Here is a 22,819-nt window from a genome sequence, read left to right as displayed (position 1 = left end):
GGGGAAGGGTCACATGGGTCAAATCTCAATGGAAATTATGGGCCTGCCTGGGTCACTTCTGGGTGGAAATCAACAGGGCATCATGCCGACCTGGATGCCTATACCGTCTCCATGGGCCATCCGGACGCGCAGCTTGCACTTATGGGCGGGCAGTCCGAGATCAATGCTCACTTCGGCTCGCCCCCGTTCCAGAACCTTGAAGTCAAGGACGACCGTGCCCGCAAGGTGCTGGACAGCTATGACGTGGTCGGTGGTTCGCACACCTTCACCGTTGTCTGGAGCCGAAGCGATTTCGTCGAGGAGAATCCAGAGTTCATGAAGGTTTTCATGGCCGCGCTTGAGGAAAGCATCTCCTTTATCAATGACAATCCCGAGGAAGCCGCGCGAATCTGGGCCAGTGCAGAAAAATCGCCGATGACGCATGAAGAGATCGTGGCGCTGATCACCGACGAACAAACACGCTGGACTACCCAACCCGAACGGCTGCTGCCCTACGTCAACTACATGGCGCGTGTCGGCCTGATCAAGCAGGACACGAACGACTGGCGCGACCTGTTCTTCGAAACCGTCAGCGGCGGCGAGGGAAGTTGAACTCGGTCAATGACGTCTCGGGTTTTCCCATGTGAGTGCCCTATCGTCATCTTTATGGCAACGTCTGCCCTCACGGTTATCCAGAGCGGGGCAGACGGCTTTTTTGCGCATGATTATGGTCACGGCCAAGAGAGTAATCGACCACGGCTTGGACCAGGACGTCAAGGGTATCGATGATTGTCGCCTTTGCCGTTGCAAGGCCGGACACCAGCGAAAATTCCGTGCAGGCAACAAGCTGCACCCGCGCGCCTTGTGAGCCAACATCGGCAGCGGCGGCGGCCAGGGTCGCGGCGCTCGCCTCCGACGGTCCCGAAGCCTTGATCTCGCGAATTGCGGAAAGCAGCCCTTCCTGATCGGTGGGATAAACGGCAACGCCGCCGTGTCGCTTCAGCGCGGCGTCGAAGATGCCGATCCGACGCAGTGCAGGCGATCCAAGAACACCGATCCGGGCACCGGGACCGGCCTGCGCGACGGCGCTTGCCGCTGACAGATCGACCATGTCGAGAAGCGGGACCGAGACACTGTCGCGGATGGCCGGCGCATAATAATGCGCGGTGTTGCAGGGCATTGCCAAGGCCTCGGCGCCGGTGCGTTCAAGCTGCATGGCCATCGCCGCCAGCACCGGTCCCGGATCCCTGCCACGGCCTTCGATCAGGCGTGCGATCCGGGACGGCACCTGCGGGTTCATGTCGATCATCAATGGGATATGATCCGCGTCATCGGCGGCCGGGGCTGCCGCGATCAGCCGCGCCAGCAACTGCACGGTCGCCTCGGGGCCCATGCCGCCCAGAATGCCGATGCGCCGAGGGGTGGTCATGACAACTTCCTCGGCATCGGCATCGGCCGCAGGTCCGGATGGCTTGACCAAGCGGCAGGCCTGCTGCGGATTGACCGCATGAGCACCGGCCGCGACGAGCCTGTGCCCGCAACTGCACCTGGTATCGGGTCGGGCCGTTCCTGGCTGCGGATGAAAGGCCGGGCCGACATGCCTCAGGCCGCCTTTGCCCCGACGCGGCGATTGCTAACGTCGAAGGCCGCGCTGTAGCCGAACAGGGCGGCCGCTCCTCCGGTATGCAGAAAGACCAGGCGCTCGCCCTTCCTGAAATGGCCTTTGCGGATCAGGTCGATCATTCCGGCGGCACCCTTGGCCGAATAGACCGGGTCCAGAAGAATACCTTCCAGCTCGGCAAACATTGCAATCGCCTCGAGCCCGCCATCGGTCGGAATGCCGTAACCGTCGCCGACATAATCAGTGTTGGCGACAACATCCTCGCGGCGTACCGCCTCCGGCGCTCCGATCTTGCGGGCCGTGGCCTGGGCCAACTGGAAGACGTTTTCCTCCTGCTTGGCCTTGGGCGCACGCACGCCGATGCCCAGCAGTGGAACCGCGGCATTCATCGCCCTGAGCCCGGCAACCAGGCCCGCCTGAGTGCCGGCGCTGCCCGTGGCATGAACCAGATGGTCGATCACCAGGCCTCGGTCGTTGGCTTGGCCCACCAGTTCAAAGGCGCAGTTGACATAACCTAGGGCGCCCGTGCTGTTCGACCCTCCGCCAGGGATCGCATAAACCTTCCGGCCCTGGCTGCGCATCCGGTCGGCTGCCTTTTCCAGTTCGGCATTCATGTCCACTCCGCCTGCAAGGCATTCGGTCGTCGCGCCGTGCAGATGGTCCAGCAGCACATTTCCGTTGGTGTTGTAGTTGGCATCCTTGCTGCCTGTGCGGTCTTCCAACAGGATATGACAGCCAAAGCCCAGCTTGGCGGCGCAGGCTGCGGTCTGACGGGCATGGTTGGATTGAGTGGCGCCCTGCGTGATCACCGTATCGGCACCCTGGGCTTGGGCCTCGGCCATCAGGAATTCCAGCTTGCGGGTCTTGTTGCCGCCCGTCGACATTCCGGTGCAGTCGTCGCGCTTGATCCAGATCTCCGGCCCGCCCAATTCCTTGGACAGGCGGTCCATCCGCTCCAGCGGAGTAGGGAGGTGAGCCAAGGAAATGCGCGGGAAACGGGACAGCAGCATGAGGGTAATCCCTATCTAGAATGTTTGATGCATGTTCCCCGGCATTTACCGCCGTTGCAAATGCGAAGTACGACCCCTAAAATGCAAGGATCGCATTTTATGGTTGATCATGCGTCTTGAATGGCTTGAAGACATCCTAGCCGTAGCCGAGACCGGGTCGATGATCCGGGCGGCAGAGCGGCGCTTCCTGACGCAATCAGCCTTCTCGCGGCGGCTGCGCATGATCGAGCAGCAGCTTGGCGTGGAACTGTTCGATCGCAGCCGCAAACCTGCCGAGCTGCGCCCCACCGTCAAGGAACGTTGCGACGAAATGCGAAACCTGGCGAATAGCCTGCGCAGGCTGCACAGCGATCTCAGGCATGGAAGCGGCCTCGAGCAGACCCGCATCGTGATCGCAAGCCAGCATGCGATCACCACCGCCATTGCGCCGCTTTTGGTCCAGGCGATCGTCCATCCATCGGACATCGACATCCGGCTGCGCTCGGCCAACCGGGAGGATTGCTATGCGCTGCTTCTGACCCGGCAAGCGGATTTCATGCTGTTCTACAGCACGGAGCGCCATTCATTGGCTGTGGACAGGACGTTCATCGAAGCCTGCCTCCTTGAACGGGAAGAACTGGTTCCCGTATTTCCGCCGCACGCGAAAGGTCAGCTTCTTACCGCAATGAAGCGAAGGGAGGTGCCTGTCGTTCTTTATCCCCAGAACGTGTTTCTGGGAAAAGTCGTCCGGGACGAGATATGGTCCCGACTTGATATCGGCATGTTCAAGTCGCGTGCAGAGACTGCGTTGACCGTAGCAGCACTCCAGTTTGCACTTTTGGGGGAAGCAGTGGCTTGGATCCCGCGCTCTCTGGCACGGTCGCATCTCGACAAAGGTGATCTGGAAGATTTCAGCGGCCTGTTCGGCTCGGCAGAAATCAAATTGAATGTAGCGAAACTGAATGCCTCCAGTTCAAGATACTCAGCCGCAATATGGGAGGAATTTGTCACGAAGGGACGAGCTTGTTTGCACCGTGTCATGCGGTGAGGGCGCTGATGATGTGACCGTCCCCGACGGCGTCTGTATGCCATACGTGAACGACCCCTCTCTCCAAGGACTTCTAAATGATCTTGCTCCATGCTGCGCTTCAGGGGACTTACTTCCCGCCGCCGTTCTCGGCTTGCACCGTATCGCCTGAATTTTTCTGCCATCAAGCCAGCTCACCCTTTCAGGTGCGCCAGTTGAGCAAGAGATTGAGTGCCATCGTGCGTGTCGCGAGTGTGGTGGAAATTGTCCGTCGTCGAATGACTTGGAACAGTTGGCCTCAAGGAAGCCAACGGCTCCGCCGTAAAATCACATGGCATGAGACGGGGGAAACCCGCTAAGTGTCGCTGACCCTGAAAGCAGAGCTACACGAAGCCGATACCATGTCGAGAAATGAAAGCAGCCCGTCAGAAGGATCTATCAGTCCACGGAGAGGCAAATTCCCTGTCGAGGACATCATCTATGATCGCATCATCGCGCTGATCATGGAGAAGCACCTACGCCCCGGCCAGCGGCTCAATGAGGTGAAGCTGGCGGCGGCCTATGATGTCCCGCGCTCACGAGCGAGGCGCGTGCTTGAGCGCTTGAAAGATGAGGAAATCGTCACCTTCGAACTGAACAAGGGCGCGTTTCTCAGTCGGCCCTCGGCCGAAGAAGCCCGGCACGTGTTCGAGACCCGGCGTCATCTCGAGTATGCCGGCTTGTCCCTCATCTGTGAACGGGCAACGAATGGCGATCTCGACCTCCTGCGTGAACACATCTTGGCCGAGCAGCGGGCCTTCAGCGAACAGCGCCGCGACGCGAACCGCCTCGCAGGCGAATTTCATGATCTTTTAGCGCAGATGACGAAGAACCCGATCTTCGAGAAACTGCTGATCGGCCTTGTGCGGCGCTGTGTTCTCATCCAGTCGGTTTATGAGGTGGAAACGAACTCGCTGTGCCTGACTTCCGAGCATTCGCAGATCGTAGATGCCATTGAAGCGAAAGATGCGCAGGCAGCCATCAAGGTTATGGCTCAGCACTTTGACCATATTATAGGCAGCCTGGACCTGCGGGACGATCGTGAGCGTGAAACCGACGTCTACGCTCTTCCCCGGTAATTTCTCCTAATTTATTGATATAAAAAGAGGTCACAGCGAGGCATTGCTCTTGCTCTGTCGCTAAAACTGTAACTCAAGAACTTCTGTGAAGAAATAAAGCTTGCCAGGCAAAAAGTTCGGCTTCTAAAGTGCAGGCAATCTTGCACGCATTTTTGGGGGCTCTTCATGAACAAACCTGCGCGCGACTTTGTTGGATACGGCAGACAGCGCCCCACAGGTCGTTGGCCAAACGGCTCAAAGCTCGCTGTAAATGTCGTCGTCAACTATGAAGAGGGGTCAGAAAGATCCTTCGCGATGGATGATACAGACCAGGAGCCGATGACGGAGTGGGGCGCCTATCCCTTTCCGAGAGACATCCGCAATCTCGCAATGGAGTCCATGTATGAATACGGATCTCGGGTCGGTGTCTGGCGGGTACTGGATGGCCTGAACCAAGCCGGGATCAGGTCAACCTTCTTCGCTTGCGCCGTCGCGTTCGAACAGAACCCCGAGGTTGCGGCCGAGGTTGTGCGCGCAGGTCACGAAGTCTGCAGCCACGGATATCGATGGGAAGAGGTCTTTCGCCTTACTCGGGATCAGGAACGCGAACATATCAGGCTTGAACGTCGCACCCCCCGAGGAGCGCAAGGCCTTCACCACCGCTCTGGCTCTGGAAGCCGACGGCAAGACCGACGGGCCGGTGAACGCCATGATCCACATGGGCACGGACATCTTTACGGCCGAGGAAATCGAACGCTTCGCCAAGGGCGGGTTCTTCTTCACCAATGCGGAGATGTCCTTGCCGATCGTCGTCATCTGCGCTTTTACGCGCGACCGGGACGCAAATACGGGCGCGGCAGTGAAAAGCGTTGATTGCCGTTTCAGAAAACAGGAGCGCGGCGCTACGGGGGCGGTTCGAAAACGCGCGGGCGCGGCAAGGGGCGGGCAAAGGCATGGATCTGGCGCGGACCCTGCTGGATACCCGGGCGGCCTGGGCCAATAGCTGCCCCGGCCACGTGGCAAGTATGGGCGGCGGGAACGCGGACGCCGATCTGCCGGACCGCACCGTTGCTCCGTTCCGCCGCCCCGAGATCGTGTCCGCGGACGGCTTGTGGGCGGCGGCGCGCGCCCGTTTGGCGGCCGAGGATCGGCGCTGTTCGATGCCTGGTTCGCGGGCCTGACCGACGGCGGGACCAAGAACGGCTGCCTGACGCCGATCGCGCCCAGCCGGTTACACGCCACCCATCTGCGGACCCTCCTGATCGACCGCCTGCGGGCCACCGTGGGCCGCTGCGACGGACGCGTGTCGCGGTTCCGGGTCGAGACGGTCTAGGGCCGCGGCACGGCGCCGCTTCAGCGGGGCAGCCTGGGCGCGCGGAAAAGGCGCGTTCTGGCGAAGATGTCCTCGAGCCGGTTCAGGCGGTCCTGCACCTGGTCGGCGCAATGACCCTGGACGCGGCTCAGCAGCGCCTCCACCAGCAGCAGAACCGCGACCGTCGAATCCCAGGCCGCCGGCATGTCGATGCGGCAGGGCAGGGTGTGGTGCGCGTGGCCTGCCGCGGGCGACAGCCGGTGGTCGGTCACCAGCACCACCCGCGCGCCCTGGCCTGCCGCCAGTTCGGCCATGTGAACGGCGTTCGATTCGTAGCGGCGGATGTCGAAGATCACCACCACGTCCTCTGCCCGCAAGTCCAGCAGGGCCTGCTGCCAGTCGGTCAGATGGTCGGAAATATAGGTGACGCCAGGCCGGATCACCCGCAAGAGCGTCGCCATGTAGTCGGCATGGGCATGGGTCAGCCGCCCGCCCATGACCGCGACGTGACGCGCCGGATCGGCCAGAAGCGCCGCTGCCGCGTCGAATTCCCGGGTCGCGATCTGGTCCAGCGTGGCGTGGATGTTCGCGATCGCCCGGGCGGCGAAGGACTGCATCGGATGGCGGCGCGGCTCTTGGTCCGGCAGCGCCAGCGGCGCGGCCAGAAGCCGCCCCACCTCGATCCGCAGCGCGGCCTGATATTCGGCATAGCCCTTGAAGCCCAGCTTCTGGACCAGCCGCACGATGGTCGGTGCCGACACTTCGGCCGCGCTGGCCAGCATGGTGATCGAGCCCAGGGCCGACATCGGGAAATGCGACAGGATATGCGTCGCCGCCTGCCGTTCCGCCCGGGTCAGCGCCGGAAGGCTGGCGCGCATCCGCTGCTCTATCGTCACGGCGCCTCCCTCCGGGTTCGGTTCTGGAATGATCCTATCAGGAAGCCATGAATTGGAAAATTCTTGACAGAACGCAAGAACAGAGAGGACGCTGAACCAAAAAACAGGGAGAAGAATCGTGGCCTTGCCGCCGCTTCAGCGCGATTTCGCGCCCGATGCCCCGTTGTCCCGAAGGTGCCGGTGATGCCGGCCCTGGCGCTTGGCTTCGTGCGCGGGGTCGAGGCCGTCAACCGCCGGGTCGGGCGCATGGCACTGTATCTGCTGTTCGTTCTGGCCGGGGTGCTGGTCTGGTCCGTGGTCGCCAAGGCGTTCTTCCGGCCCGCCCTTTGGACCCAGGAAACGGCGCAGTTCACCATGATCGCCTATGTCGTGCTGGGCGGGGCCTATTCGCTGATGGGGGGCGCCCATGTGCGGATGGACCTTCTGTATTCCCGCTGGTCCGCCCGGACCCGCGGGGCCGTCGATTGCGTGACTGTGCTTGCGCTGATCGTGTTTCTGGCGGTGATCCTGTGGGGCGGGATCGAGAGCACGGCTTACGCGCTCGAGATCGGCGAGCGCTCGCGCACCGTGTGGCGGCCCTACATGGCGCCGATCAAGATCGTGATCTGCGCGGGCACCTTTCTGATGCTGCTGCAATCGGTTGCCTTTCTGATCCGCGACATCGCGCTGCTGCGCGGCACGCCCATCCCCGAGGCGCGCCCCTGATGTCCCACGAGCTGATCGCGGTTTCGATGTTTCTGGGCATGATGGCGCTGCTGATGACAGGGCAAAGGGTCTTTGCCGGCATTGGCTTTGTCGCGGTGGTCGCGGCGGTCGCGCTGTGGGGGGATCGGGGCGGGCACGACCTGGCCTTCACAAGCGCCATCAAGCTGATGAACTGGTTTCCGATGCTGACCCTGCCGATCTTCGTCTGGATGGGCTTCGTGATGTCGGAAACCCGGATGGCGGACGACCTGTACCGGATGTTCCATGTCTGGTTCGGCCCGGTGCCGGGCGGCCTGGCGGTGGGCACCATCCTGCTGATGGTGCTGGTATCGGCCATGAACGGGCTGTCGGTCGCGGGCCTTGCCATCGGCGCCACCATCGCCCTGCCCGAGATGCTGCGGCGCGGCTACGACAAGGTGATGGTCACGGGCATCATCCAGGGCGGGTCGTCCCTGGGCATCCTGGTGCCGCCCTCCATCGTGCTGGTGCTGTATGCCATGATCGCCCGCCAGCCGGTGGCGCATCTATGGCTGGCGGGCGTTTTTCCCGGCCTGCTGATGGCGGGGCTGTTCATCGTCTATGTCCTGGTCCGCTGCGCGCTGAACCCGCGCCTGGCCCCGCGCCTTCCGGCCGGGGAACTGGCCCGGATCACCTGGGGCGAACGGCTGGGGCTGCTGCGGGCGGGCGTCACCCCCCTGGTGATCTTCGGAGCCATGATGGGACCGTTCGTGGCGGGCCATGTCAGCCTGGTCGAATCCTCGGTCATCGGCGCGCTCATCGCCACGCTGGTCGCGGCCGCCAAGCGCCGCTGGACCCGCGCCATCTGGGAAACCTGTCTGCGCGGCACGCTGAACGTGACCTGCATGTTCATGTGGATCCTGCTGGCGGCGCTGGCCTTCGGCGCGGTCTTCGACGGCCTTGGCGCGGTGCGCGCGATTGAGGCCTTTTTCCTGGAGAATCTGGGTCTGACGCGGTGGCAGGTCGTTATCCTGATGCAGGTGTCGTTTCTGCTGCTGGGGATGTTTCTGGACGACACCGCCATGCTGGTGATCGTCGCGCCCCTGTATGTCCCGCTGGTGCGCGCCCTGGAATTCGACCTGATCTGGTACGGCATCCTTTACACGATCACCTGCCAGATCGCCTATGTCACGCCGCCCTTCGGCTATAACCTGTTCCTGATGCGGGCGCTGGCGCCGGATCATGTGACGCTGGGCGACATCTACCGGTCCATCGTGCCCATCGTCGGCATCATGATCCTGACGCTGGCGATCGTCATGGCCTTTCCGCAGATCGCCTTGTGGCTGCCCGGGCAGGTTTACGGACAATGACAAGCAGGGCGGGCCAAACCGCCCCTTTTCCCGACAAAAAACGGAGGTTCGGATGACGACAAGACGCAAGTTTCTGACGACCGCTCCCTTGGCCGCGGGGGCCGCCGCCCTGGCCGCGCCTGCCGTTCAGGCGCAGGGCGCGCCGATCCGCTGGCGGATGCAGACCTATGCCGGGGCCGCCCTGGGCGAACATGTGGTCAAACCCGCCATCGACCGCTTCAACGCCATCGCCGAGGGTCAGATGCAGATCGAGCTGTTCTATGCCGACCAGCTCGTGCCCACCTCGGAACTGTTCCGCGCCATGCAGAGCGGCACCATCGACGCAGTGCAGTCGGACGACGATTCCATGCAGTCGCCAACCGAGGTGACGGTGTTCGGCGGATACTTTCCCTTTGCCAGCCGCTACAGCCTGGACGTGCCGGTGCTGTTCAACCAGTACGGCCTGAAGGAGATCTGGGACCGGGAATACGCGGCGGTGGGCGTCAAGCACATCTCGGCGGGGGCGTGGGATCCCTGCCATTTCGCCACAAAGGATCCGGTCAACACGCTGGCCGACCTGGAAGGCAAGCGCGTCTTCACCTTCCCCACGGCAGGCCGATTCCTCGCGCAGTTCGGCGTCGTGCCCGTGCAACTGCCGTGGGAGGATATCCAGGTCGCCCTGCAAACCGGCGAACTGGACGGCATCGCCTGGTCCGGCATCACCGAGGACTACACCGTCGGCTGGGCGGACGTGACCAAGTATTTTCTGACCAACAACATCTCGGGCGCCTGGATCGGGCATTTCTTCGCAAACGCCGACCGCTGGGCCGCCGTGCCCGACAGGCTGAAGATGCTGATTGAGGTCTGCTTCGAGCAGTCCCACTACTACCGCCAGTGGTGGTACTGGGGCGGCGAGGCGGACCTGCGCGTGAACGGTTCCAAGCTGCAACTGACCTCGATCCCCGACGCGGAATGGGCCACGGTCGAGGAACGCGCCCGCGCCTTCTGGGACGAGATCGCCGCCGAATCCGAAGTGAAGGCCCGCGTGGTCGAGATCTTCAAGAAATACAACGACACCATGGCCAAGGCGGGCCGGCCCTACCGCTACAGCTGACGCCGCTGCCGCCGGGCGGCCGGGCCCGGCGGCGTGATCCCTTGGATTGGACGATCATGCCCGCGAACCTGACACTCGACGCCCTGGGGACGGCCTTCGACGCCGGAGAGATCGACACCGTTCTGGTGGTCTTTCCCGACATGCAGGGCCGCCTGATGGGCAAGCGTTTCCATGCCGGCTTCTTTCTGGACGGCGGCCACAAGGAAACCCATTGCTGCAACTACCTGCTGGCGCTCGACATGGAGATGAACACCGTTCCCGGCTATCGCAGCGCGGGATGGGACCAGGGCTATGGCGATTATGTCATGCGCCCCGACCTGTCCACGCTGCGCCGCCTGCCCTGGCTGGCGGGCACCGCCATGGTGATCTGCGACCTGCTGGACCACCACACCCAAGACGAGGTCGCGGTGTCGCCCCGCGCGATCCTCAAGCGCCAGATCGCCCGCGCCCGCGGGATGGGCTTCGACGCGATGATGGCGACCGAGCTGGAATTCTACCTGTTCGACAACAGCTATGAAAGCCTGCGCGGCGACATCAAGGGGCTGGTCCCGTCGTCGGGCTACAACGAGGATTACCACATCTTCCAGACCACGCGCGAGGAAGACGTGATGCGCGCCGTCCGCAACCACCTTTACGGCGCAGGCATCCCCGTCGAAAGCACCAAGGGCGAGGCCGACGCGGGCCAGATCGAGGTGAACCACCGCTATTCCGACGCGCTGGACACGGCCGACAACCACACGATCATCAAGCAGGGCGTCAAGGAGATCGCCTGGTCGCGCGGCAAGTCGGTGACCTTTATGGCGAAATACGACACCGCCAAGGCCGGGTCGGCGGCGCATGTCCATCAATCGCTGTGGACCGGCGGCACCCCCGCCTTTCACGATCCGGGCGACGGTCGCGGCATGTCGGCCACGATGAGGCATTTTCTGGCGGGCCAGCTTGCCGGGGCCGACCAGATGATGGTGTTCCTGGCGCCTTACGTGAACAGCTACAAGCGGTTCTGCGCGGGGCTGTTCGCGCCGACAAGGGCCGTCTGGTCCTGCGACAACCGCACCGCCGCCTTTCGCGTCTGCGGCGAGGGCACCAAGGCCGTGCGTGTCGAATGCCGCATCCCCGGGGCGGACGCCAACCCTTACCTGGCCTGCGCCGCGCTGCTGGCGGCGGGCCTTGACGGGATCGAGCGCAAGCTGGAGCTGGAGCCCGAGGTCCGCGGCGACCTGTACCAGGCGCGGTCCGCGCGCGAGGTTCCCAAGACCCTGCGCGAGGCCGCCGAACGGCTGAAGGCCTCGGACCTTTACCGGCGGGCCTTTGGCGGCGCCGTGGTCGATCATTATCACCACGCCGCCGAATGGGAGATCGCCGAAACCGACCGCACCGTCACCGACCACGACCTGCGCCGACTGCTGGAACGCGCCTGACAGGACCGACCATGACAGACATCACCCTGATTTCCCCCGTTGACGGGTCGGCGCTGGTCCGGCGGACGCCCCTGGACCGCGACGCGGCCCGGGCCGCCGTCGCGCGGGCGCGCGCCGCCCAGGCCGCTTGGGCCGCCCGCCCGCTGGACGACCGCATCGCCCTGGTCAAGGCGGGAGTGGCCGCGCTGACCGCCATGAAGAACGACATCGCGACCGAACTGGCCCGGCAGATGGGCCGCCCCGTCCGCTTCGGCGCGGGCGAGATGGGCGGCGTGAACGCCCGCACGGACTACATGGCGGAAATCGCCGCCGCGACGCTGGCCCCCCGGGTGATCGAGGACAGCCCCGGCTTCCGCCGCGTTCTGGCGCGCGAACCCTTGGGCGTGGTGTTCGTGATCGCGCCCTGGAACTATCCCTTTCTGACGGCGATCAACACCATCATCCCCGCGCTGATCGCGGGCAATGCCGTGGTGCTGAAGCACGCAAGCCAGACCCTGCTGGCGGGCGAGCGGCTGGCCCAGGCCTTTCACGCGGGCGGCGTGCCGGCGGACGTGTTCCAGAACGTCGTGCTGGACCACCCCACGACCGAGGGCCTGATCGCGGCGCGGGCCTTCGATTTCGTGAACTTCACCGGCTCGGTCGCGGGGGGCCGCGCCATCGAACGGGCGGCGGCGGGCACCTTTGTGCCTTTGGCGCTGGAACTGGGCGGCAAGGATCCGGGCTATGTGCGCCTCGACGCCGACCTGGACGCGGCGGTGGACGGGCTGATGGACGGGGCGATGTTCAATTCCGGCCAGTGCTGCTGCGGGATCGAGCGGATCTATGTCCACCACCGCCTGTACGACGCATTCGTTGAAAAGGCCGTGGCCTGGGTGAACGCCCTGACGCTGGGCGATCCGCTGGACCCGGCCACGACGCTGGGGCCGATGGCCCATGTCCGCTTTGCCCGCACGGTCCGCGACCAGATCGCCGAGGCGGTGGGGCAGGGGGCGCGCGCCCTGATCGATCCGGCGGTCTTTCCGCAAGACGACAAAGCCGCCTATCTGGCCCCGCAGGTGCTGGTGGATGTCGACCACTCCATGCGTGTGATGGTCGAGGAAAGCTTTGGCCCGGTGGTGGGCATCATGCGCGTGGCCGACGACCAGGAAGCAATCCGGCTGATGAACGACAGCCCCTACGGCCTGACCGCCAGCATCTGGACGCGCGACGCCGGGGCCGCCGAGGCGATCGGCGCGCGGCTTCAGACCGGCACCGTTTTCATGAACCGGGCCGATTACCTGGACCCGGCGCTGTGCTGGACCGGATGCAAGGACACCGGGCGCGGCGGCAGCCTGTCCTATCTGGGTTACCTTGCCGTGACCCGCCCCAAATCCTATCACCTGAAAAGGGCGTGACATGAGCCACGATGTCCCGAACCGCAACTGGTCCTATCCGACCGCCATCCGGTTCGGCGCGGGCCGGATTTCGGAACTGGCCGATCATGCCGGCGCGGCGGGCATGTCCCGCCCGCTGCTGGTCACCGACAAGGCCTTGGCCGCGCTGCCCATCACCGCCGCCGCCCTGGATGTCCTGGACCGCGCGGGGCTTGGCCGGGCGGTCTTTTCCGAGGTGGACCCCAACCCGACCGAGGCGAACATGCAGGCCGGGATCGCCGCCTACAAGGCGGGCGGGCATGACGGGGTGATCTGCTTCGGCGGCGGCTCGGCGCTGGATCTGGGCAAGATGATCGCGCTGATGGCCGGGCAGCGTTCCGACCTGCCGGTCTGGGATCTGGAGGACGTGGACGACTGGCACACCCGCGCCGATGCCGGCGCCATCGCCCCCGTTGTCGCGGTTCCCACCACGGCAGGCACGGGCAGCGAGGTGGGCCGCGCGGGCGTGCTGACCAATTCCGCCACCCGTCGCAAGAAGATCATCTTCCATCCCCGGCTGATGCCCGCCGTCACGATCTGCGATCCCGAACTGACCGTCGGGATGCCCGCCTTTGTCACCGCGGGCACCGGCATGGACGCCCTGGCCCATTGCCTGGAGGCCTATTCGTCGCCCCATTACCACCCGATGAGCCAGGGCATCGCGCTGGAAGGGATGCGGCTGGTGTTCGAAAACCTGCCGGTCGTTTATCGCGAGCCGGGCAACCTGATGGCGCGGGCGCACATGATGAGCGCGGCGCTGATGGGCGCGGTGGCGTTCCAGAAGGGCTTGGGCGCGATCCATTCGCTGTCCCATCCGGTAGGCGCCGTTTACGGCACCCATCACGGCACCACCAACGCCGTGGTGATGCCCGCCGTTCTGGACTTCAACCGCCCCGCCATCGAGACCCGCATCGCGGCGGCGGCCGCCTATCTGGGCATCGCCGGCGGCTTTGACGGCTTCCGCGCCCGCATTGTCGCCCTGTGCTCGGAACTGGGGATCCCCAAGGGCCTTGCCGCCCTGGGGGTCGAGGCGGACCGGCTGGACGAATTGACCGCCATGGCCCTGGAGGACCCGTCCTGCGGCGGCAATCCGGTGACGATGACCGCCGAAAACACCCGCGCCCTGTTCGAGGCGGCGATGTGAAAGGCCGCCCCGCCGGGCCTGCCGCCCTTCGCTTCGCGGCGGCGGATGCGGCGGCTGCCGTTGCCGGGGTCGCCGCGGGCCCGCTTCACCGCCCCGCGCCGGGCGGCGGGGGGTCAGGCCCCCGTCACCCGCCAGATCACGTCGCCCACGTCATCGGCCATCAGCAGCGATCTCCCGTCGGGGCCGACCGCCACGCCGACCGGGCGTCCGAAGGCCAGCTTTTCGTCCTCGGACAGGAAGCCGGTCAGGATGTCCCGGGGCGGGCCGCTGGGCGCGCCGTTCGCGAAGGGCACGAAGATCAGCTTGTAGCCGCTGAGCTTGGACCGGTTCCAGGATCCGTGCTGGCCGATCGCCATGCCCTCGCCGAAGCCGGGCAGGGTTCCCGCAGGCACCCAGCACAACCCCAGGGAGGCCGTGTGGCCGCCCAGGGCGTAGTCGGGCGTGATCGCGCGGGCGACCAGGGCGGGATCCTGCGCCACCCGGTCATCCACGATGCCGCCCCAATAGGAAAACGGCCAGCCGTAGAAGCCGCCGTCTCGGACCGAGGTCAGGTAGTCCGGCGGCGTTTCGTCCCCAAGCCCGTCGCGTTCGTTGACCACGGTCCACAGCGCGCCGGTTGCCGGTTCCCAGGCCATGCCCACGGCATTGCGAAGGCCGGACGCGAAGATGCGGGCGGTTCCGCTGGCCACGTCCAGTTCCCAGATCGCCGCGCGGCCTTCCTCGGCCTCCAGCCCCATGTCGCCGATGTTGGACAGCGATCCCACCCCCGCATAAAGCTTGGTTCCGTCCGGCGAGGCGATCAGGCTGCGCGTCCAGTGCCCGTGCGGCTTGAAGCCGACCAGCTTGCGCCCCGCGCCCGAAAGCGAGGTCGCGCCGGGCGAATGGTCGAAAACCACGATGCCGTCGGTGTTGCCCAGATAGAAGCGGTTTCCGATCAGCGCCATGCCGAAGGGCTGGTTCTGGTTCTGGACAAAGACCGTTCTGGTCTCGGCCACCCCGTCGCCGTCCGCGTCGCGCAGCAGCGTCACCCGGTTGGCGCTGCGGCCGATGGCCTTGGCCCGGCGCATGGTGGCCTGCGCCGCGTGGTCCATCAGGGTCTTGGGCGGACCCGCCTGTTCCTTGGATTCCGCCACAAGAACGTCGCCGTTCGGCAGCACCTCGATCCAGCGGGGATGATCAAGGCCCGTGGCGAAGGCGTTGACGGAAAGGCCCGGCGCGCAGGCGGGACGATGCCCGTCCTTCCAGCCCCGCGCCACGGGCATCTTCAGGGTCATGATGCCTTGCGCCCTGGCATCGGGGATCTGCGGACTTGGCCCGAAGGCCTGATGTCCCGGCGCCCCGATCCGGCGAAAAAGCGCAACCGCGCCCCCCACGACCGCCGTCGCCCTTGCGATGAATTCCATGTCAGTCTCCAATCTGTCGCAAGGATGATAATGGCGGAAAAAGCGCCGCGACAGGGGTTTGTCGGCCCCCCTGACGCGGCGGCGCGGCGCCGGCGCGGGGACCGCCTCAGCCAGGCGCGCCCAGAACCGCGACGGCTTCCCAGGGTTCCAGCAGGATCGGCCCGGGCGCGATCGCGTCGCGCGGCCCGGCGGTGGCGATCAGGCCGGTGCCCCGGACGGCAAGGCCGGGCGGAACCTCGGCCCTGGCGGGATCCGAGGAGATGTTGCACAGGACCGACAGCCGCCGGTTGTTCCCTTCGCGCGCATAGGCCCAGACCTGGGGATGATCCTCCAGCCAGGGGACGAAGCGGCCATGCACGATCACCTCGTGCCGTTTTCGCAGCGCGATCAGCCGGCGGTAATGCGCCAGAACCGAGCCGGGATCGTCCCGCTGCGCGGCGACGTTGATCCGGTCGTGGTTGGGGTTGATCGCGATCCAGGGATCGCCGGTCGTGAAGCCCGCGCCGGGAAACGCGTCCCATTGCATCGGCGTGCGGGCGTTGTCGCGCGCGGTGATGCCCGCGCCTTCCAGGAACTGGTGTTCCGGCAGGCCTTGTTCCAGCATCTCGCGGTGCATGTTGATCAGCTCGATGTCGCGGTAATGGGTGATGGCGGTAAAGCCCGCGTTGGTCATGCCGATCTCCTCGCCCTGGAAGACGAAGGGGGTGCCGCGCATCAGGTGGACGGCGGTGGCCAGCGCCTTGGCGGACCGTTCCCGCCATTGTCCCGCGTCGCCATAGCGCGATACCGACCGGGGCAGGTCGTGGTTGTTGAGAAACAGCGAATTCCAGCCGTCGTCCTGCAAGGCTTCTTGCCAGTCGGCCCAGACCTTCTTGAAGGCCACCAGATCCAGCGGGCGGGGGCGCCATTTGCCATGGGTCTCGTCCCAGCCTGCGACGATGTGCTGGAACTGGAACACCATGTCCAGCTCGCCCCGGTCGCGTCCGCAATACAGCAGCGCCGTGTCGCGTGACACGTTCCAGCTTTCGCCCACCGTCACCACGTCGCGGCCCGCCAGCACCTCGCGGTGCATTTCCTGAAGGAAACCGTGCAGGTATGGCCCTTCGGCGATCAGGTCGCGGTCGATGTCCTTGCCGATCAGGTCGATCACGTCCATGCGGAAGCCGCGCACGCCCCGGTCCAGCCACCAGCGCATCATGTCGTGGACCGCCCGGCGCAGCGCCGGGTTCTGCCAGTTGAGATCCGGCTGCTGCGGCGAGAACAAGGTAAAGACATAGCGCCCGACCTCGGGCACGAAGGTCCAGACCGGACCGCCGAAATAGGCGCGCCGGTTGTCGGGCGGTCCGCCGTCGGGCGCCGGGTCGCGCCAGTAATAAAAGTCGTGAAAGGGCGAGTCGCGGTCGCGCCTGGCTTCCAGGAACCACGGATGCCGGTCGGACGAATGGTTCACCACCAGGTCCATGATGATGCCGATGTCGCGCCGTCCCGCCTCGGCCACCAGACGGTCGAAATCCGCAAGCGTGCCGTATTCCGGCGCGATGTCCCGATAATCCGAGATGTCGTAGCCGTTGTCGGCCATGGGCGAGCGATACACCGGCGACAGCCACAAAAGCCCGATCCCCAAATCCGCCAGGTGATCCAGCCGGCCGATGATCCCGGGGATGTCGCCCAGGCCGTCGCCGTTCGAATCCGCGAAGCTGCGCGGATAGATCTGATAAGCGGTGCGGTCCATCCACCATCGCGTTTGCCGGGTCATGCAGCTCTCCTGTGCCTTGGAAACGGGCGGGGCCGTCAGCGCCGGTCCGCGCGCCCGAGCATTGTCCTGACGATGCCATAGCCCACCGCGCAGGCGATCGCCGCCGCGCCCGCGCGCAGGCGGGCAGGGCGAAAGGCCGACACATGGGGCCGCGCCTCGTCGCCGAACCGGCCCGAGGCGCCGTGATCTTCCATGTCGTCCATCGGCGCGAACAGGTTGTCGGGGCGCGGAACGGCGGCTTGCCCGGTCTGCTGGCCGCGATAGCCCTGCCGGGCCAGGATGCGGTCCACAAGGGCGGGGGCCGCGGCATCGCCCAGAATTGCCTTGACGGCCGAACCCGCCAGCCAGACCTCTCGCGGGGCGTCAAGGGCCGCGCGATGGACAGCGCGGGCGATCGCCTCGGGGCTGTGGATCGGCGGAACCGGCTGGGCCTTGCGGGGCATCTTGTTGCGCGCCCAGTCGAACTGGGGCGTGTTGACGGCGGGCAGGTGGATCTCGGTCAGGCGGACGAGGCTGTTCTCGTGCAGAAGCTCGGTGCGCAGGGAATCGAGAAAGCCGCGCGTGGCGAACTTGGCCGCGCAATAGGGCGCCTGCAACGGGATGCCGCGATAGGCTAGGGCCGAGCCGATGCTGACAATGGTGCCGTGCCCCTGGGCGCGCATCCGGCGCAAGGCGGCCTGGGTGCCGAAGACCTGGCCCAGATAGGTCACCTCGGTCACGCGGCGGAACTCGTCGGGGGTGATGTCGGACACCGGCGCCAGCACGGTCGCCATGGCCGCGTTGATCCACAGGTCGATCCGGCCCCACCTGTCCACAACCGCCTGGGCCGCCCTTTCCACCGCCTCGGCATCTGCGACATCGGCGGGCAGAACCAGCGCCGCGCCGCCCCGCGCCTCGGCATCGGCCCGCGCGCCCTCCAGCCCCGCCCGCCCGCGCGCCACCAGGCCAAGGTTCCAGCCGTGCGCCGCGAATTCCCGCGCCACCGCCCGCCCGACCCCGGCCGAGGCGCCCGTGATGACCGCGACCCGCGGTGTCCGGCTGATGTCCGTCATGACCTTCTCCTTTTCCTTTGCGCTGCGCTTCAACGCGCGGGCGGGGCAGGGGTTCGCCCCGCCCGCGCCCCGGACCGCACCCCCCCTGCGCCCCGCCGCGCCCCGCGTGAACCGATGCGGCCGCCGTGGCGTTCGACCGGCAAGGCCGCGCCGGGGCCATGGCCGCCGCCCCACCGAAAGGAGACCGCATGGATATCAGCCGCATGGGCGACGTGTGGTGGAAGAACGCCATCTTCTACTGCCTCGACGTCGAGACCTTCCAGGACAGCAACGGCGACGGCGTCGGCGATTTCGCCGGGCTGACGCGCCGCATCGACCACCTGGCCCGGCTGGGCGTGACCTGCATCTGGCTGATGCCCTTTTATCCCACGATGAACCAGGACGACGGCTATGACATCACCGACTATTACGGCGTCGATCCCCGGCTGGGGACGCTGGGCGATCTGGCCGTCTTTCTGCGCACCGCGAAGGACCGCGGCATCCGGGTGATCGCGGACCTGGTGGTCAACCACACCTCGGATCGGCATCCGTGGTTCCTGTCGGCGGCCTCGGACCGCGACTCGCCTTTTCGCGACTGGTATGTGTGGCGCGACGAGATCCCGCCCGGCGCCCCCAAGGATCTTGTCTTTCCCGACAAGGAAAACAGCAACTGGGAATGGCACGCGGACACGGGCCAGTTCTACCTGCACCGCTTTTACCGCCACCAGCCCGATCTCAACATCGGCAATCCCCGGGTCCGCGAGGAGATCCACAAGATCGTCGGCTTTTGGCTGCAACTGGGATTGTCGGGCTTTCGGGTCGATGCCGTGCCGTTTCTTCTGGAAACCCAGGGGCTGGACAGGCCGCCCGAACTGGACATGCACGACTGGCTGCGCGACCTGCGCAGCTTCGTCCAGCGCCGCTGCGGCGAGGCGGTGCTTCTGGGCGAGGTGAACCTGCCCTACCAGGACGTGCGGCGCTTTTACGGCGACGAGGACGGGGGCGAGCTGAACATGTGCCTGGACTTCAACATGAACCAGGCCCTTGCCCTTGCCCTGGTCCGCGAAGACGCGGGGCCGCTGGTCCATTCCATGCGCGCGATGCCCGAACTGCACCCGGACGACGGCTGGGCGCATTTCGCCCGCAACCATGACGAATGGTCCCTGGACAAGCTGACCGAGGCCGAACGCGGCCAGGTTTTCCGCGCCTTCGGGCCGGACAAGGACATGCAGCTGTTCGGCCGCGGCCTGCGCCGCCGCATCCCCACCATGATGAAGGGAAACATGGACCGCATCCGCCTGGTCTACAGCATCGTCTTCGCCCTGCCCGGCGCGCCGGTCCTGTTCTATGGCGAGGAGATCGGCATGGCCGAGAACCTGGACATTCCCGGCCGGCAAAGCGTCCGCAGCCCGATGCAATGGACGGACGGGCCGAACGGCGGCTTTTCGACGGCCCCCGGAGACCGGCTGTCGCGGCCGGTGGTGCCGGGAACCAGATGGGGCCCCAAGGGCGTCAATGCCGAGGCCCAGGAACAGGACGGGGAATCGCTGCTCAACTGGATGGAGCGCCTGGTCCGCCGCCGCCGCGAGATGCCCGAGATCGCCTTCGGCCAGTGGAGCTTCATTCCCTTTCCCGACGCCGCGATCTTCGCGCTGCGCTATGACTGGGGGGACCGGACGGTTCTGCTGCTGCACAACCTGGGCAAGCGGCCCTGCGCGTCCCGCTGCCGCCTGGACGGGGCCGAGGCCCTGGGCCGCCTGATCCCCATCCAGGGGCAGGGGCGTCTTTCGCTGGACGACGACCAGACCGCCAGCGTCGAGCTGCCCGGCTATGGCAGCCTGTGGCTGCGCGCGGAGGCCGCGGGCCGGCAAGGCTGACCGGCCCCGGCGCAGGCGCCGTTTTCGGAAGATGCCCATTGCGCGGGGCCGCCGAGCCCTGTCACATGGCGATCCGACAGCCGCCGAGGAAGCATGATGACGTTCGACAGCCTTGTTGCCGCGATCCCGGACGCGGATGCCGTCCTGCCGCTGCTGGGCAGCGTCGTCGCCGGCGCCCTGATCGGCGCGGACCGCGAGGTCCTGGGCAAGCCCGCGGGCCTGCGGACGCATATCCTGGTGTGCTTCGCCTCGGCGCTGATGACCCTTCTGGGGCTGCGGATGGGGGAATGGACGGTGGCCTTTCCCGAAGGCACCCAGATCGTGTCGGACATGGCCCGGATGCCGCATGCCATCCTGACCGGAGTGGGCTTTCTGGGGGCGGGGGTGATCTTCCGGTCGGGCCGGTCGGTCCACGGCCTGACAACGGCCGCGTCGCTGTGGCTGACGGCCTCGCTGGGGATCGTCTTCGGCGCGGGCCTTCTGGAACTTGCCGCCATCGCGACGGCGATCGCCCTTGTGGTGCTGGTCTTTCACCGGGCCTTGCGGCGGATCTCTCCGCCAGAGCCGGTTCTGCGCATCCGGGTCGCGGTGGATGCCGACAGCCCCTTCGACAGCGCCCGGCTGGCGGCCATCCTGGCCTCGGGCGGGCTTCGCGCGGGTTCCCCGTCGGTCGATCAGGCGCGCGCCAGCGGGCTGCGGCGCTACACGGTGCTGGCCTCGGCGCACGAGCGGCGCCTGGATGTCGAAAGCCTGGCCCGGATGATCCGGGACGACGCCGCGGTGCAGGAACTGGCGATCACGCCGCTTGAAAACGAATCGGCCTGAACGGGCCGCGCTCAGGATTTCGGGGAACGGCCGCCGATGGGAAACATGTCCTCGCCATAATGGTGCAGCTTCACGTGGTGACGCCGGCACAGCCAGCGGACGTTCAGGGGTTCGTCATAGCTGTCGTGATGCGCATCGACCCTGGCCGATCCGCAGACCTCGCATTCGCGCTTTTCCAGCCTGCCTGCCGCGACGGCCTGCTGGACGGCAAGATGCGCGGAATACTTGGCCGGATTGGCCAGGCGCCAACTGGTCTGACGGGTCTTGCTTTTCAGCATCGGCTTCTCGTTGGTTCCGTGTCGGGGGCGGCAGCCTTTCGGCCGGTCATGTCCGCGACCCAAGCGTCAGCGGTCCTGGATGATGCGCCATAATGGACAACGAAGGCGGGCGCATCAAGGCTTGTGTTCCAGCCTTCCGCGCGCATGGCCCGGCGCGGGCGTCCGGCAGCCGCGCCGCGGCCCGGCCACGCGACCGGCGCGGGCCGGGACCCCGGCAGGCTTGATTATGCAGGCCAAGCCGCTAACCTCGGGTTCGGTCTTCACAGTGAACATCGGGGGTTTCCATGCCGGATGGCCGCATCGCGCCGTCGCGCCGCAGCGTCGTCGCGACCGAATTTACGAACAGTGTCCTCGATCCCGCCGCGCCCATGCTGGGGCCGGTCGAGAATGGCGGCACCATCATCGCGAACACCGCGCCCGGCTGTTGGGGTCCGATGATCACGCCCCGCCTGCGCGGCGGCCACGAGGTCACCACGCCCGTCCGGGTCAGCGGCGCCGAGGTGGGCGACGGGATCGCCATCCGCATCCGCGACATCACCGTGACCTCGGCCGCAACCGCGTCGGGGCACGACAGCTCTCCCGAAGGGTTCTGCCTGGGCGATCCCTATGTCGCCGCGCGCTGCCCGGTCTGCGACACGGTCTGGCCGGAAACCCATGTCGAGGGGATCGGCCAGGATGCGGTGAGGTGCGACGGCTGCGGCAACCCGGTCACCCCGTTCCGCGTCGTTCACGGCTATACCGTCGCCTTTGACGACACCCGCGGCGTGGGCCTGACCCTTCCCGCGGCGGCGGCCGAAGCGATCGCGCGGGACGCCGACCGCTTCGCGGCCCTGCCCGACGGCAGCCGCCAGCATTCGATCCTGACCTATGCGCCGTCCGACATGCCGGGCACCCTTGTGCGGATGCGGCCGTTTCTGGGCCAGCTTGGAACCTGCCCCTCGACGGCGATGCCCGACAGCCACAACGCCGGCGATTTCGGCGCCTTTCTGGTCGGGGCGCCCCACGACTATGCCATCACCGCCGAGGAACTGGCGCGGCACAAGACCGACGGGCACATGGACATCGACGCGGTGCGCGCGGGCGCGATCCTCGTGTGCCCCGTCAAGGTGCCGGGCGCGGGCGTCTATATGGGCGACATGCACGCGGGCCAGGGCGACGGAGAAATCGCCGGGCACACGATGGACGTGGCCGGCAGCGTCACCCTTCAGGTCGAGGTGGTGAAGAACTATCCGATCGACGGTCCCGTTCTGTTCCCGCTCGAGGAGGATCTGCCGCCCCTGGCGCGTCCCTTTTCGGCGGCCGAGGTCGCCAAGGGGCTGCGCCTTGCCGCCAGGTGGGGCGTGGACGAGATCGAGCCGCTTGCCCCGATCAGCGTCATCGGCACCGCCGCGAACCTGAACGCCGCCATCGAGAACGGGCTGGAACGCGCCTCGGTTCTGCTGGGCATGACCGTTCCCGAGGTGCGCAACCGCGCCACGATCAACGGCGCGATCGAGATCGGCCGGGCGCCCGGCGTGATCCAGGTGACGTTTCTGGCGCCGCTGGCAAGGCTGGACGAGGTGGGCCTGGGCGATTACGCGCGCGAGCAATACGGATTGTGACGGGGGCCGCGACCCCGGACCGCGGCC

Annotated in this window: 21 protein-coding genes; 14 read left to right on the top strand and 7 right to left on the bottom strand. The window is 66.2% G+C overall.

Annotated elements, in window-relative coordinates; all coding sequences use genetic code 11:
* The coding region (locus ACFOM8_RS17095) for an ABC transporter substrate-binding protein (RefSeq protein ID WP_377763313.1) at window positions 1–591 on the top strand (591 nt) is incomplete at its 5' end.
* A gap of 76 nt (window positions 592–667) precedes the next feature.
* Here ACFOM8_RS17095 and ACFOM8_RS17090 read toward each other — a convergent pair.
* Both ACFOM8_RS17090 and ACFOM8_RS17085 read right to left on the bottom strand, forming a co-directional pair.
* Window positions 668–1,408 (bottom strand): aspartate/glutamate racemase family protein, encoded by a 741-nt coding sequence (locus ACFOM8_RS17090; protein ID WP_377763312.1) that lies wholly within the window; start codon window positions 1,406–1,408, stop codon window positions 668–670.
* A 173-nt stretch (window positions 1,409–1,581) separates the two neighbouring features.
* The gene (locus ACFOM8_RS17085; RefSeq protein ID WP_377763311.1) at window positions 1,582–2,610 is read right to left on the bottom strand and encodes a D-cysteine desulfhydrase; all 1,029 of its coding nucleotides are present in this window, start codon (window positions 2,608–2,610) and stop codon (window positions 1,582–1,584) included.
* Window positions 2,611–2,719: 109 nt separating this feature from the next.
* On the opposite strand from ACFOM8_RS17085, the gene ACFOM8_RS17080 reads away from it, so the two are divergent.
* The 4 genes from ACFOM8_RS17080 to ACFOM8_RS17065 all read left to right on the top strand — a co-directional run bounded on the left by ACFOM8_RS17080 (window position 2,720) and on the right by ACFOM8_RS17065 (window position 5,894).
* Window positions 2,720–3,637 carry a LysR family transcriptional regulator gene (locus ACFOM8_RS17080; protein WP_377763317.1) on the top strand — a complete coding sequence of 306 codons (918 nt, stop codon included), beginning with the start codon at window positions 2,720–2,722 and terminating at the stop codon, window positions 3,635–3,637.
* Window positions 3,638–3,975: 338 nt separating this feature from the next.
* A complete protein-coding gene (locus ACFOM8_RS17075) occupies window positions 3,976–4,734 on the top strand; it encodes a GntR family transcriptional regulator (protein WP_377763309.1) in 759 nt (252 codons plus the stop codon).
* Window positions 4,735–4,899: 165 nt separating this feature from the next.
* Complete coding sequence (locus ACFOM8_RS17070) at window positions 4,900–5,586, top strand: polysaccharide deacetylase family protein (protein WP_377763308.1); 687 nt, start codon at window positions 4,900–4,902, stop codon at window positions 5,584–5,586.
* Window positions 5,587–5,666: 80 nt separating this feature from the next.
* Entirely contained in the window at window positions 5,667–5,894 is a 228-nt protein-coding gene (locus ACFOM8_RS17065; protein ID WP_377763307.1) for a hypothetical protein, read from the top strand.
* 172 nt (window positions 5,895–6,066) lie between these two features.
* On the opposite strand, the gene ACFOM8_RS17060 is transcribed toward ACFOM8_RS17065, so the two are convergent.
* Complete coding sequence (locus ACFOM8_RS17060; protein WP_377763305.1) at window positions 6,067–6,921, bottom strand: MurR/RpiR family transcriptional regulator; 855 nt, start codon at window positions 6,919–6,921, stop codon at window positions 6,067–6,069.
* Window positions 6,922–7,104: 183 nt separating this feature from the next.
* Here ACFOM8_RS17060 and ACFOM8_RS17055 point away from each other — a divergent pair, with 183 nt between their 5' ends.
* Genes ACFOM8_RS17055 through ACFOM8_RS17030 form a run of 6 tightly spaced genes read left to right on the top strand, consistent with a single transcriptional unit; the run spans window position 7,105 to window position 14,021 of the window.
* Complete coding sequence (locus ACFOM8_RS17055; RefSeq protein WP_377763304.1) at window positions 7,105–7,626, top strand: TRAP transporter small permease subunit; 522 nt, start codon at window positions 7,105–7,107, stop codon at window positions 7,624–7,626.
* Window positions 7,626–8,954 (top strand): TRAP transporter large permease, encoded by a 1,329-nt coding sequence (locus tag ACFOM8_RS17050; protein WP_377763302.1) that lies wholly within the window; start codon window positions 7,626–7,628, stop codon window positions 8,952–8,954. Before ACFOM8_RS17055 ends, ACFOM8_RS17050 begins: the two co-directional genes overlap by 1 nt.
* Window positions 8,955–9,006: 52 nt before the next feature.
* Window positions 9,007–10,047, top strand: coding sequence for a TRAP transporter substrate-binding protein (locus ACFOM8_RS17045; protein WP_377763301.1), 1,041 nt, complete (start codon window positions 9,007–9,009; stop codon window positions 10,045–10,047).
* Window positions 10,048–10,103: 56 nt separating this feature from the next.
* Complete coding sequence (locus ACFOM8_RS17040) at window positions 10,104–11,465, top strand: glutamine synthetase family protein (protein ID WP_377763315.1); 1,362 nt, start codon at window positions 10,104–10,106, stop codon at window positions 11,463–11,465.
* Between the two features lie 11 nt (window positions 11,466–11,476).
* On the top strand, window positions 11,477–12,859 hold the full coding sequence (locus ACFOM8_RS17035) for an aldehyde dehydrogenase family protein (RefSeq protein ID WP_377763299.1): 1,383 nt from the start codon (window positions 11,477–11,479) through the stop codon (window positions 12,857–12,859).
* Window position 12,860: 1 nt separating this feature from the next.
* Complete coding sequence (locus tag ACFOM8_RS17030) at window positions 12,861–14,021, top strand: iron-containing alcohol dehydrogenase (RefSeq protein ID WP_377763298.1); 1,161 nt, start codon at window positions 12,861–12,863, stop codon at window positions 14,019–14,021.
* Window positions 14,022–14,134: 113 nt separating this feature from the next.
* Here ACFOM8_RS17030 and ACFOM8_RS17025 read toward each other — a convergent pair whose 3' ends face one another.
* The 3 genes from ACFOM8_RS17025 to ACFOM8_RS17015 form a co-directional block, all read right to left on the bottom strand.
* On the bottom strand, window positions 14,135–15,424 hold the full coding sequence (locus ACFOM8_RS17025; RefSeq protein ID WP_377763296.1) for a PQQ-dependent sugar dehydrogenase: 1,290 nt from the start codon (window positions 15,422–15,424) through the stop codon (window positions 14,135–14,137).
* 106 nt (window positions 15,425–15,530) lie between these two features.
* Window positions 15,531–17,180, bottom strand: a complete 1,650-nt coding sequence (locus ACFOM8_RS17020; protein ID WP_377763295.1) for an alpha-glucosidase — start codon at window positions 17,178–17,180, stop codon at window positions 15,531–15,533.
* A gap of 35 nt (window positions 17,181–17,215) precedes the next feature.
* Window positions 17,216–18,232 carry an SDR family oxidoreductase gene (locus ACFOM8_RS17015; protein ID WP_377763293.1) on the bottom strand — a complete coding sequence of 339 codons (1,017 nt, stop codon included), beginning with the start codon at window positions 18,230–18,232 and terminating at the stop codon, window positions 17,216–17,218.
* Between the two features lie 188 nt (window positions 18,233–18,420).
* Here ACFOM8_RS17015 and ACFOM8_RS17010 point away from each other — a divergent pair, with 188 nt between their 5' ends.
* Both ACFOM8_RS17010 and ACFOM8_RS17005 read left to right on the top strand, forming a co-directional pair.
* A complete protein-coding gene (locus ACFOM8_RS17010; protein WP_377763292.1) occupies window positions 18,421–20,088 on the top strand; it encodes an alpha-amylase family protein in 1,668 nt (555 codons plus the stop codon).
* Window positions 20,089–20,181: 93 nt separating this feature from the next.
* A complete protein-coding gene (locus tag ACFOM8_RS17005; protein ID WP_377763291.1) occupies window positions 20,182–20,913 on the top strand; it encodes an MgtC/SapB family protein in 732 nt (243 codons plus the stop codon).
* Between the two features lie 11 nt (window positions 20,914–20,924).
* Here the strand turns inward: ACFOM8_RS17005 and ACFOM8_RS17000 are convergent, their stop codons facing one another.
* Window positions 20,925–21,191: a hypothetical protein gene (locus ACFOM8_RS17000; RefSeq protein ID WP_377763289.1), complete on the bottom strand. Its 267-nt coding sequence runs from the start codon at window positions 21,189–21,191 to the stop codon at window positions 20,925–20,927.
* 284 nt (window positions 21,192–21,475) lie between these two features.
* Here ACFOM8_RS17000 and ACFOM8_RS16995 point away from each other — a divergent pair, with 284 nt between their 5' ends.
* The gene (locus tag ACFOM8_RS16995; protein WP_377763288.1) at window positions 21,476–22,792 is read left to right on the top strand and encodes an acetamidase/formamidase family protein; all 1,317 of its coding nucleotides are present in this window, start codon (window positions 21,476–21,478) and stop codon (window positions 22,790–22,792) included.
* Window positions 22,793–22,819 lie beyond the last annotated feature (27 nt).

Source organism: Paracoccus angustae, from assembly GCF_042648745.1.
In the GTDB taxonomy this organism is placed as follows: Bacteria; Pseudomonadota; Alphaproteobacteria; order Rhodobacterales; family Rhodobacteraceae; genus Paracoccus; species Paracoccus angustae.
The sequence above is the reverse complement of the archived record's forward strand: the minus strand, read 5'-3'. Positions and strand labels throughout refer to the sequence as shown.

What these genes read in the sequence shown, in the direction of transcription:
- ACFOM8_RS17010 (WP_377763292.1), top strand. Translation starts at nt 18,421, where the DNA reads ATGGATATCAGCCGCATGGGCGACGTGTGGTGGAAGAACGCCATCTTC.
- ACFOM8_RS17000 (WP_377763289.1), bottom strand. Translation starts at nt 21,191, where the DNA reads ATGCTGAAAAGCAAGACCCGTCAGACCAGTTGGCGCCTGGCCAATCCG.
- ACFOM8_RS17070 (WP_377763308.1), top strand. Translation starts at nt 4,900, where the DNA reads ATGAACAAACCTGCGCGCGACTTTGTTGGATACGGCAGACAGCGCCCC.
- ACFOM8_RS17080 (WP_377763317.1), top strand. Translation starts at nt 2,720, where the DNA reads ATGCGTCTTGAATGGCTTGAAGACATCCTAGCCGTAGCCGAGACCGGG.
- ACFOM8_RS17035 (WP_377763299.1), top strand. Translation starts at nt 11,477, where the DNA reads ATGACAGACATCACCCTGATTTCCCCCGTTGACGGGTCGGCGCTGGTC.
- ACFOM8_RS17040 (WP_377763315.1), top strand. Translation starts at nt 10,104, where the DNA reads ATGCCCGCGAACCTGACACTCGACGCCCTGGGGACGGCCTTCGACGCC.
- ACFOM8_RS17085 (WP_377763311.1), bottom strand. Translation starts at nt 2,610, where the DNA reads ATGCTGCTGTCCCGTTTCCCGCGCATTTCCTTGGCTCACCTCCCTACT.
- ACFOM8_RS17020 (WP_377763295.1), bottom strand. Translation starts at nt 17,180, where the DNA reads ATGACCCGGCAAACGCGATGGTGGATGGACCGCACCGCTTATCAGATC.
- ACFOM8_RS17050 (WP_377763302.1), top strand. Translation starts at nt 7,626, where the DNA reads ATGTCCCACGAGCTGATCGCGGTTTCGATGTTTCTGGGCATGATGGCG.
- ACFOM8_RS17015 (WP_377763293.1), bottom strand. Translation starts at nt 18,232, where the DNA reads ATGACGGACATCAGCCGGACACCGCGGGTCGCGGTCATCACGGGCGCC.
- ACFOM8_RS17025 (WP_377763296.1), bottom strand. Translation starts at nt 15,424, where the DNA reads ATGGAATTCATCGCAAGGGCGACGGCGGTCGTGGGGGGCGCGGTTGCG.
- ACFOM8_RS17055 (WP_377763304.1), top strand. Translation starts at nt 7,105, where the DNA reads ATGCCGGCCCTGGCGCTTGGCTTCGTGCGCGGGGTCGAGGCCGTCAAC.
- ACFOM8_RS17030 (WP_377763298.1), top strand. Translation starts at nt 12,861, where the DNA reads ATGAGCCACGATGTCCCGAACCGCAACTGGTCCTATCCGACCGCCATC.
- ACFOM8_RS17065 (WP_377763307.1), top strand. Translation starts at nt 5,667, where the DNA reads ATGGATCTGGCGCGGACCCTGCTGGATACCCGGGCGGCCTGGGCCAAT.
- ACFOM8_RS17005 (WP_377763291.1), top strand. Translation starts at nt 20,182, where the DNA reads ATGATGACGTTCGACAGCCTTGTTGCCGCGATCCCGGACGCGGATGCC.
- ACFOM8_RS16995 (WP_377763288.1), top strand. Translation starts at nt 21,476, where the DNA reads ATGCCGGATGGCCGCATCGCGCCGTCGCGCCGCAGCGTCGTCGCGACC.
- ACFOM8_RS17045 (WP_377763301.1), top strand. Translation starts at nt 9,007, where the DNA reads ATGACGACAAGACGCAAGTTTCTGACGACCGCTCCCTTGGCCGCGGGG.
- ACFOM8_RS17090 (WP_377763312.1), bottom strand. Translation starts at nt 1,408, where the DNA reads ATGACCACCCCTCGGCGCATCGGCATTCTGGGCGGCATGGGCCCCGAG.